This window comes from Parendozoicomonas sp. 209JJ7-1 (assembly GCF_058147085.1).
Genome location: NZ_JBYVJU010000012.1, coordinates 165,876 through 174,771 on the forward strand (window position 1 = coordinate 165,876; position 8,896 = coordinate 174,771).

The following is an 8,896-nucleotide window of genomic DNA, read 5'->3' on the forward strand; positions in this document are numbered from 1 at the left end:
ATTACAACTCTCCCAGAAACACAGATAATAAATTCATGAGCACAGTAGTATCCGAGTTGGCCCTGTATCCGGTGAAATCCTGTCGCCAACAGGTGGTTGAGCATTGGTCAGTGGACGACTTTGGTTTTGCCGGTGACCGGCGGTGGATGATTGTTGACCAGGAGACCGGACGGTTTATCAGCCAGAGAACCCATCCCCAGCTGGTCAATATGGTGTGTCACATGCATTCGGATGGCATAACCCTTACGGCTCCAGATTGGCCGGAGTTGCAGGTTATCTTTCCTGGGAATACCGAAAGGGAAGTGACTGTCTGGAAGGACACCTGCAAGTCTCAGGATATGGGGGATGAAGCGGGTCAATGGGTCAGTCAGCTGGTGGGAAATCCATGTCGCCTGGTGTATATGCCCGATAACAGCTTCCGTCAGATTAATACTGACTATGCCGAGGTTGGCAGACGTACCAGCTTTACCGATGGTTTTCCTTTTTTGCTGATTTCTGAAGCATCTTTAGAGGATTTGAATAGCAGGCTGGCGGAGCCGGTACCCATGAAACGTTTTCGCCCCAATATTGTTGTGTCCGGCTGTGGGCCTTATGCGGAAGAAGGCTGGAAACGTATCCGCATAGGGGCGCTGGAATTTTCCCTGGTAAAACCCTGTACCCGCTGTGTCATGACTACGGTGAATACTCATACCGCTGAAAAAGGTCGGGAACCTCTGGCAACACTGTCCCGCTACCGGAAAACTGAGAGTGGTATTATTTTCGGAATGAACATGATTCACCATGGGCACGGTAAGATAAAGCGGGGCATGACTGTGGAAGTTCTCGGATAATCGCAGCAACAGCAGAAATAGTTTCTGTAGCTGTTCGCATGTGGAATATCCCTATGTTGATAGTTGATCTCTCCCATGTATAAGTACTGTAAACGATGTAGAAGGATTGATCACTGTGTCTGAATTTCAGCAATTGCAGCCTGCCGCGCTATGGAAACACTTTCAGGATATATGCACTATTCCCCATCCTTCCGGCCATGAAGACGCTTTAAGAAAGCATGTTCTGGCTTTTGCCACCGAACAGGGACTGGAAGCAGAAACCGATGACGTTGGCAATGTTATGATTCGCAAGCCCGCAACTCCCGGTATGGAAAACCGTGAAGGGATTGTTCTCCAGGGCCACCTGGATATGGTGCCCCAGAAAAATGAAGAGACTGACCACGACTTCACTAAAGACCCTATTCAGCCCTGGATTGATGGTGAATGGCTGAAGGCGAAGGGTACCACCCTTGGCGCGGACAATGGCATTGGTGTTGCCGCGTCCCTGGCGATTCTGGAAAGCAAAGACCTGGCCCACGGCCCTGTGGAAGCCCTGTTCACTATTGATGAAGAACGTAGCATGGTGGGCGCAGAAAGTTTGAAGGAAGGTTGGCTGCAGGGCAATATCCTGCTGAACCTGGATACGGAAGACGAAGGTGAACTGTATGTTGGCTGCGCCGGTGGCGTGGATGTGCTGGCGGAAGCCAGTTGTGATATGGAAACGGCACCAACAGGACTGAGCTGGTATCGTCTGGCCGTAAAAGGTCTGAAGGGCGGACACTCCGGTTGTGATATTCATCTGCAGCGTGGCAATGCCAACCGAATTCTGGTGCAGCTGCTTAAGTCCCTGCAGTCTGTGGGCGTACGTGTTGCGGAAATCCAGGGTGGCAGTCTGTCCAATGCCATTCCCCGTGAAGCGTTCGCTTTGGTGGCCGTGCCCCCTGATAAAGAAGCCGGACTGGGCCAGCTGGTAGACAAACAGCTTCAGGTGTCCCGCAAAGAGCTGGCGGAAACGGATGCCGGTGTCATTATCACCGCTGCGGAAAATAGTGCGGCAGAGCAGGTGATGACCCAGGCCGCCCAACAGCATTGGCTGGACCTGTTCCAGGTGGTACCTGATGGTGTTGAGCGAATGAGTGAAAGTGTTGCCGGGGTTGTGGAAACCTCCAACAATTTCGCCATCATGCGTGTTGTGGAAGGCAAAATCTTTACCCACTGCTTTGCCCGCTCACTGTCCGATGACGCTACCTCTGAAATGGGTGAACGTCTGTGTGGACTGTTCCGCCTGGCTGGTGCTGATGTCCGCCAGGTAGGTCAGTTCCCCGGTTGGAAGCCCAGGATGGATGCTCCTATTCTTGCTTCCATGAAAAGCACTTACCAAGACCTGTTTGGCCGCGAGCCAGAGGTGAAAGTGATTCATGCAGGCCTGGAGTGCGGTATTCTCGGTGGTAAATACCCCAACTGGGATATGCTCTCCATTGGCCCAACCATCTGTTTCCCCCACTCTCCCGATGAGAAGGTTCATATTGAGAGCGTCAGTAAGTTCTGGACACTGCTAAGTGAAACCCTGAGCCGTGTGCCGGTAAAAGGCTGGTAAAGGACTGAATTGTTTAACCGGGAAAGTGCAGCCGTCAGTGAGGCTTTTCCCGGGTATAAAAGTCCGTCGTTAAAATCTGGGAGTTCCAGGTATCCTTCCCGCGGTACTGGATCAGGGCCTGGGTTTTCAGCACTGTATGTCCTTTCTTTTCCTCTGTCAGTATGCCGGTCATAGCAATGACTGTGGGTGATTCGCACCCGGTCATATTTACGCTGATGCTTAAGGCATTGCTGTTCACTGAGCCTGTAAGTGGTGCTGGATAGTGGATGCACGCAGGTGTTATGCCAACGGCGGTGGTAAAGTACCCGGTCAGCCCTCCCTGGGCATCCTGTATGAGATGCAGGGTTGAACCTCTCTGGTTTTTCCAGAGTCCTGCAAAATGGCTTTGATGTTGCTCCATATCTGTAGCAGCCCTGCACAGGTCTGTTATTCCCAGAGCAAGGGTTGCAAGAAGCAGAGTACGGACAGGGTACTGTAAAAAGAAATAATACTGGAAACAGTACATTGTTTACCCCCTAGGCAGAAATACGGGAAATATAGAAGGACATCAGGGTTTCAGCAACAGGGTTCCAGCCTCTAAGAGTAAGAGGCTGGGTAGGCTGGCGATAACAAGAATAATAATTGTGACTTTGCATGGTGGCCACGTGCTGACCGGAAAAGGCCATGACACAGGCCAGGGCTGTTATTTTCAGCGGCGGAAATGGATTGCCAGGGAGAGATCGTCAGGTAATCGCCACTATTTATCAGACCAGGCCGGATATGCAGGTCAGTTGTAAGGAAACGTCCATTGGCGAATTGGCTGTAAATGTCGTCTATTATTAATGGAACATTAACAACAAAAGGCACATTTAGGCTGTTTTTTTTGCAAAAGGGCTGACTTATTTTTTTTACAGTGTATAATCCCGCGGCTTCACTCTCATCAAAATATCACTCCAAAATTGAATCCCGCACAGAAAGATATCGTCCAAGAGGTAGAGGTAAATCCAATGGGAACGCTCAGCATGGGCGGACGTTTCTTCAAATCTGAAGAGCTCGAGCTGATTGAGCAACGTCGGCTGGAGGCGCTTCTGGAAATCACCACGAAGCACAATGAAGAACTTCAAAGCCTGAAGGGCCAGCTGGAACAGGCCGCAGGTAAGTCTGCGAAAGCCAATAACCAGATTAAAGAGCTCGAGAAAGACTTAAAGAGTTTCCGTGAGCAGAACCCCAAGCGAATGAAAGACCAGATTAAGCGTCTTCAGGAGCAGAACCGGGCTATGACTGCGGAAAATAAAGCTGCCAAAGCCAAGCAGAAGCAGATTCAGCAACAGCTTGATTCTACGAAGCTGGAGCTGGAAAAGCTCAGAGCTGAAGAGAAAAAAGAAGCCGAGCCAGCATAAGCAATCATTCCTGCTGGCGCCGGGAATACCTGCAGTTTAGCCTGTTATTAAACTCAGGTTTCCGGATGCACAATGGCAGAACATGAATGGTTATCGGTGCGACTCTGTTTGTATGGTTTGTATGGCGGGTCCGAGTATTCAGGGAATCGGCAATCTCTGGATTCTTTTGCGAGTGAAAATTCGCTGAAGGCCCGGCATATAGCTTTTAATTGTTTTTTTCCATAAATCAGGGCGAATAAGTCCAGTGGCTTATGCGCTTGCCTGCCTTTTTTTCGCGCTCGCCGTACTTTGGTGCTGCTTTCGGCATCGTTATTCTTTTCTTATCTATCTGCTTATTCTTGCAGCTTTTCTGGGCTGTGCCGTGCTGTTGCTTGTTCAGCATCAGTATTCCTACCTGTTTCTGTATCTGGGAATATTTGTTCTCTGGCGAAAGCGCTTGACCTGGTTATGGCGAACGGCATTTCGGGAATGGAAGACTTATCGTAAAAAGCGGCAAAAGGATAACTGGTGTTATAAGCCTTTACCGCTGTTGCCCGGTGCTCACCGGTTTGCCAGTCAGGACTAGCCAGGGATGTGTTGTTGTCCCGCTCTGCTGGAAAAGGCCGGATACATGGGCCGAAGTGAACCATAAAGGCGACATTGTATAAACCTCCGGCTTTGCCGTACAAATATTAAAAAATATACGACTACACTTGCCTCTTTCACGCTGAGAGTCATTGGCAGGGGCAAGAGCATGCCGGAACAAACGACACACCGCCCATGGCGCTGGTACCTGTTTGCCATAGGTCTGGCACTGCTGTTATTTGGTACAGTAATTGCCTATAAACACTATACCGCCTATAAAACTACTATTTACCTGAGCCTTCAGAAACCACCCACTGTTCCGGTTACGGCCTATACCATTACCCGACAAAGCTGGCAGCCCACTATCAAGACCATAGGGTTTATTGAGCCGGTCCAGGGTGTCACCCTCTCCCTGGCAGAATCCGGCATTATTTCCACTATACATTTTCATTCCGGTGATACCGTTCAGCAGGGGCAGCCTCTGCTGGAGCTTGATTCCACCGTTGAGAAGGCCAACCTGGCATCCGCCCAGGCCAGAATGATTGCCACCCACAACAACCTGAAGCGCATGCGTACTCTGTTCAAAGAGGGCAGCATTCCCCAATCCGACCTCGATAACGCTATATCCGCTTATCAGGCCCTGCAGGCCGATATTGAAAGTCTGAAGTCAAGCATCGCCCGTCGTACAATTGTTGCCCCTTTCTCCGGGGTGCTGGGGCTGAAAACGGTTTATGTCGGGCAATATCTTCAGCCTGGAGAGAAAGTCACCGACCTGGAAGATTACTCAGCCATGCGTATGAATCTGACCATTCCACAGACCCGGTTTCCAGATATCAAGGTTGGCATGCCGGTCAGGATCAACACCGATACATATCCAGACAAAACCTTCGATGGCTCAGTGCAGGCGGTAAGCCCGGCCATTGATACTGACAGCGGAAACCTGCAGATTCAGGCTACTATTCCAAACCCGGAAGGGTTACTGCGTTCAGGAATGTATGCTTCGGCTGAACTGGTACAGCCCCTTATAAACGACGCTATCGTAATACCCCAGCCTGCGGTTAACTTCACTCTGTACGGGCAGATGGTGTATCGCATTCAGCAAAATAAAGAAAAACTGGAAGTCCACCAGATCAAGGTAGATGTAGCCGACAACAACGGTAAACAGGCACTGATCTCTAGCGGACTGAAAGCCGGTGACAAAATCGTTCTCACCGGTCAGATTCGCCTGGCCAATAATACGCCCGTGCGCATCATAGATCACACTTACCTCAAGCAGGATCACCCCATCCCGAAAAACTGAGGCATAACCATGACTTTTACCGACACGTTTATTCAGCGCCCGGTGATGGCTGTCTCGGTCAGCCTGTTGATTCTTATTCTTGGCCTGCAGGCTCTTAACAAACTGCAGGTGCGTGAATACCCACAGATGACCAATACAACGATTACCGTGACCACAAGTTACCATGGTGCCTCCAGTGATGTTATTCAGGGTTTTCTGACCCAACCCCTGCAGCAGGCTATCGCCGAAGCCAACAATATTGACTACCTGATCTCCACCAGCTCCCTTGGTACCAGTTCTATCCGGGCCATTATGAAAGTGGGAACCAATCCGGACTCTGCCCTGACCGAAATCATGGCCAAGGTGAACAGTGTCACCTCCCGGCTCCCCTCGGAAGCCAAGGCCCCACAAATAGAGAGTTCTACAGGGGGATCAACAGATGCCATGTATATCAGCTTTATCAGCAAACAGATGACCCGACCCCAAGTCACAGACTATTTAAAGCGCAACGTGGAAAATCGCCTGGTCACCATATCAGGCATAGCCTCTGTGGAAATCTTTGGTCCGGAAATGTCCATGCGACTCTGGCTGAACCCTGAGCGCATGGCCAAGTACGGTCTTTCCATCGAACAGGTAAACAGCGCTTTAACGGCTAACAACTACCGGGCCGCCGCCGGGCAGATCAAGGGTCTGTACAATATTTACAACATCAACATTAATACCGACCTGAAAACCCCCGAAGAATTCGAACAGTTGATCATTGCCCGAACAGAGGAAGGGTTTATCCGCCTGGGGGATATAGCCAGCGTTGAGTTTGCCGCCCTCACCGTGAACACAAATGCCAGCCTCGACGGTGAAAGCAATGTTGTTCTCGGCATAAAACCCACACCGACAGCCAATCCCCTGGAAGTGATCAGAACCGTTAAAACCTTGCTGCCGGATATTATTAAGAACCTGCCGGGAGACCTTGAGCTGCATATCGCCTACGACGTCTCAAACTATATTAAGACAGCAATTGATGAAGTTCTCCGTACCATATTTGAAGCCAGCCTCATTGTTGTTGTGGTGATCTTCCTGTTCCTTGCAAACTTCCGCGCCATGGTGATACCTGTCATCACCATTCCCTTTTCACTGATTGGCGTCTGCCTTGCCATGCAGATGCTTGGCTTTTCCATCAATCTGCTTACCCTGCTGGCCATGGTGCTGGCCATAGGACTGGTGGTGGATGACGCCATAGTGGTGGTTGAAAATGTGCAGAGGCATATTGAAGAAGGAACCCCCCCCTTTGAAGCCGCCATACTGGGCACACGGGAAATCGCATCACCTGTTATTATTATGACCATAACCCTGGCGGCGGTGTTCACACCTATCGCCCTGCTTGGCGGCGTAACCGGAGCATTGTTCAGGGAGTTTGCCCTGACCCTGGCCGGCTCCGTTATCGTGTCGGGCATTGTTGCCCTCACACTCTCCCCTATGATGTGCTCGAACATTCTTCTAGCAGAACATAAGAACAACCGGTTTGAAGAAAAAATCTCCAACGCCCTGACCACACTGGACAACCATTATTCCCGCATGCTATCAGCCACCCTGAACCATCGTGGTCCGGTGCTGCTGTTCGCCGCACTGGTGTTTATCTGCCTTCCTTTGTTGTTTACCTCAATCTCCACCAGCTTTGCCCCAGATGAAGACCAAGGTGCCTTTCTCTTTATGGCAACAGCACCCAACAACGCGAATCTGGACTACGTCGATAATTATATGAAGGTGTATAGCAAGAAAGTCCGTGACCTTGAAGGTATCAAAGCCATTCTGACCCTTTCCGGTATTCCTGACAGCAATCAGGGCGTCGGTATAGTGCTGGAAACCCCTTGGGACGAAAGAGGTAAAAAACAAAGCATGCAGGCGCTGATGAAGGACGTACAGGAAAGAATTGATGATATTCCCGGGATGAATGTGTCTGCGTTCTCCCTGCCGGCACTTCCGGGATCTGAAGGAGGCTATCCGCTTCAGATGACCATCAAGAGTAACAATGATTACCTGAGCATCTATAGCCTTGCGGAAAAAATCAAAGAGCAGTTAAGTAAAAGTGGCAAGTTTTACACAACGGAACTGGACACAAAATATGATGCAGGAAAAATCATCGCGAAAGTGAACAGGGATAAAGCCGGCGCTTACGGAATTTCCATGGAAGAGATTGCCACCACGCTTTCCACTCTGCTGGCTGATGACAACATCAATTACATCAATGTTGATGGCCGCAGTTACAAAGTTGTTCCCCAGACGGAGCGTAAAAACCGCCTGATACCGGAAATGCTGTCGGGCTATTACGTAAAAAGCCATTTCGGGGAACAGGAGTTACCTCTGTCCAACCTGATGACTACCTCAATCATCGGCGACAGCCCATCCCTGATACAGATGGATCAGGCCAACGCCATCACCATTCAAGCCGTTCCCCTCCCAGGCATTTCCCTTGGAGATGCCATTAGTATTGCCGAAGAGGCAGCAAATTCTATTTTACCCAAAGGTTTTCTCTATGACTTCAAAGGTCCGTCCCGGCAGTTCGTTCAGGAAGGGAGTTCACTCTACGTCTCTTTTGTGCTGGCGCTCTTGATTGTCTTTCTGGTGCTGAGCATGCAGTTTGAAAGCTTCCGGGATCCGCTGGTTATTATTGTTTCCGTTCCCCTTGCCCTTTCCGGCGCGTTAATGGTGATGGCCTGGGGAACAGTCACCATAAATATCTATACCCAGGTCGGTCTGCTGACACTGATGGGGCTGATTACCAAACACGGCATCCTGATCTGTGAAGTGGCAAAAACACGACAATTGGAATTTCAGGAAGACAAGAAAGAGGCTGTTATTCATGCCGCCCGTATCCGGTTGCGTCCCATCCTGATGACAACACTGGCAATGATGGCAGGTGTGGTTCCGCTGATCATTGCAACTGGCGCTGGTGCAGTCTCACGTATGAATATCGGTGTGGTGATTTTCTCTGGCCTAGGCATTGGCACTATGTTTACCCTTTTTATTCTGCCAACAGTGTATACATTGCTTGGGCAGAAGCATAAGCCTCTGCATATATACCAAGATATACCAAGAGCCTGAAAACCTGCCTTCCAACAATACGACACCTGACAATACGACACCTGATGCAGGACATTAGCACCTGATTCTTGTCTCCAGGAGGCACGCTTTTTTACTCTTGCTTAGCACGTTTTTTTAACGCAATGAGACACACAAAGAATCCCCCTTATGTTTCAAGCAAATAAAAAAG

8 protein-coding genes are annotated in these 8,896 nt (G+C 49.9%); 6 read left to right on the forward strand and 2 right to left on the reverse strand.

Annotation, left to right across the window (positions count from 1 at the left end; genetic code table 11):
• Window positions 1–35 precede the first annotated feature (35 nt).
• Both ACY2RQ_RS13465 and ACY2RQ_RS13470 read left to right on the forward strand, forming a co-directional pair.
• Entirely contained in the window at window positions 36–830 is a 795-nt protein-coding gene (locus tag ACY2RQ_RS13465; protein WP_490113506.1) for an MOSC domain-containing protein, read from the forward strand.
• A gap of 115 nt (window positions 831–945) precedes the next feature.
• Window positions 946–2,406 carry an aminoacyl-histidine dipeptidase gene (locus ACY2RQ_RS13470; RefSeq protein ID WP_490113507.1) on the forward strand — a complete coding sequence of 487 codons (1,461 nt, stop codon included), beginning with the start codon at window positions 946–948 and terminating at the stop codon, window positions 2,404–2,406.
• Between the two features lie 34 nt (window positions 2,407–2,440).
• On the opposite strand, the gene ACY2RQ_RS13475 is transcribed toward ACY2RQ_RS13470, so the two are convergent.
• Window positions 2,441–2,806: an avidin/streptavidin family protein gene (locus ACY2RQ_RS13475; RefSeq protein ID WP_490113508.1), complete on the reverse strand. Its 366-nt coding sequence runs from the start codon at window positions 2,804–2,806 to the stop codon at window positions 2,441–2,443.
• A gap of 263 nt (window positions 2,807–3,069) precedes the next feature.
• Between ACY2RQ_RS13475 and ACY2RQ_RS13480 the strand changes: the two genes are divergently transcribed.
• Window positions 3,070–3,228: a hypothetical protein gene (locus ACY2RQ_RS13480; RefSeq protein ID WP_490113509.1), complete on the forward strand. Its 159-nt coding sequence runs from the start codon at window positions 3,070–3,072 to the stop codon at window positions 3,226–3,228.
• A 164-nt stretch (window positions 3,229–3,392) separates the two neighbouring features.
• Window positions 3,393–3,785 carry a hypothetical protein gene (locus ACY2RQ_RS13485; protein ID WP_490113510.1) on the forward strand — a complete coding sequence of 131 codons (393 nt, stop codon included), beginning with the start codon at window positions 3,393–3,395 and terminating at the stop codon, window positions 3,783–3,785.
• Between the two features lie 226 nt (window positions 3,786–4,011).
• Here the strand turns inward: ACY2RQ_RS13485 and ACY2RQ_RS13490 are convergent, their stop codons facing one another.
• A complete protein-coding gene (locus ACY2RQ_RS13490; RefSeq protein ID WP_490113511.1) occupies window positions 4,012–4,167 on the reverse strand; it encodes a hypothetical protein in 156 nt (51 codons plus the stop codon).
• A 351-nt stretch (window positions 4,168–4,518) separates the two neighbouring features.
• Here ACY2RQ_RS13490 and ACY2RQ_RS13495 point away from each other — a divergent pair, with 351 nt between their 5' ends.
• Both ACY2RQ_RS13495 and ACY2RQ_RS13500 read left to right on the forward strand, forming a co-directional pair.
• On the forward strand, window positions 4,519–5,649 hold the full coding sequence (locus ACY2RQ_RS13495; protein ID WP_490113512.1) for an efflux RND transporter periplasmic adaptor subunit: 1,131 nt from the start codon (window positions 4,519–4,521) through the stop codon (window positions 5,647–5,649).
• 9 nt (window positions 5,650–5,658) lie between these two features.
• On the forward strand, window positions 5,659–8,727 hold the full coding sequence (locus ACY2RQ_RS13500) for an efflux RND transporter permease subunit (protein ID WP_490113513.1): 3,069 nt from the start codon (window positions 5,659–5,661) through the stop codon (window positions 8,725–8,727).
• Window positions 8,728–8,896: the final 169 nt, after the last annotated feature.

Coding starts and splice junctions, on each gene's coding strand:
- ACY2RQ_RS13465 (WP_490113506.1), top strand. CDS start 36: ATGAGCACAGTAGTATCCGAGTTGGCCCTGTATCCGGTGAAATCCTGT.
- ACY2RQ_RS13475 (WP_490113508.1), bottom strand. CDS start 2,806: ATGGAGCAACATCAAAGCCATTTTGCAGGACTCTGGAAAAACCAGAGA.
- ACY2RQ_RS13480 (WP_490113509.1), top strand. CDS start 3,070: ATGACACAGGCCAGGGCTGTTATTTTCAGCGGCGGAAATGGATTGCCA.
- ACY2RQ_RS13485 (WP_490113510.1), top strand. CDS start 3,393: ATGGGAACGCTCAGCATGGGCGGACGTTTCTTCAAATCTGAAGAGCTC.
- ACY2RQ_RS13490 (WP_490113511.1), bottom strand. CDS start 4,167: ATGCTGAACAAGCAACAGCACGGCACAGCCCAGAAAAGCTGCAAGAAT.
- ACY2RQ_RS13495 (WP_490113512.1), top strand. CDS start 4,519: ATGCCGGAACAAACGACACACCGCCCATGGCGCTGGTACCTGTTTGCC.
- ACY2RQ_RS13500 (WP_490113513.1), top strand. CDS start 5,659: ATGACTTTTACCGACACGTTTATTCAGCGCCCGGTGATGGCTGTCTCG.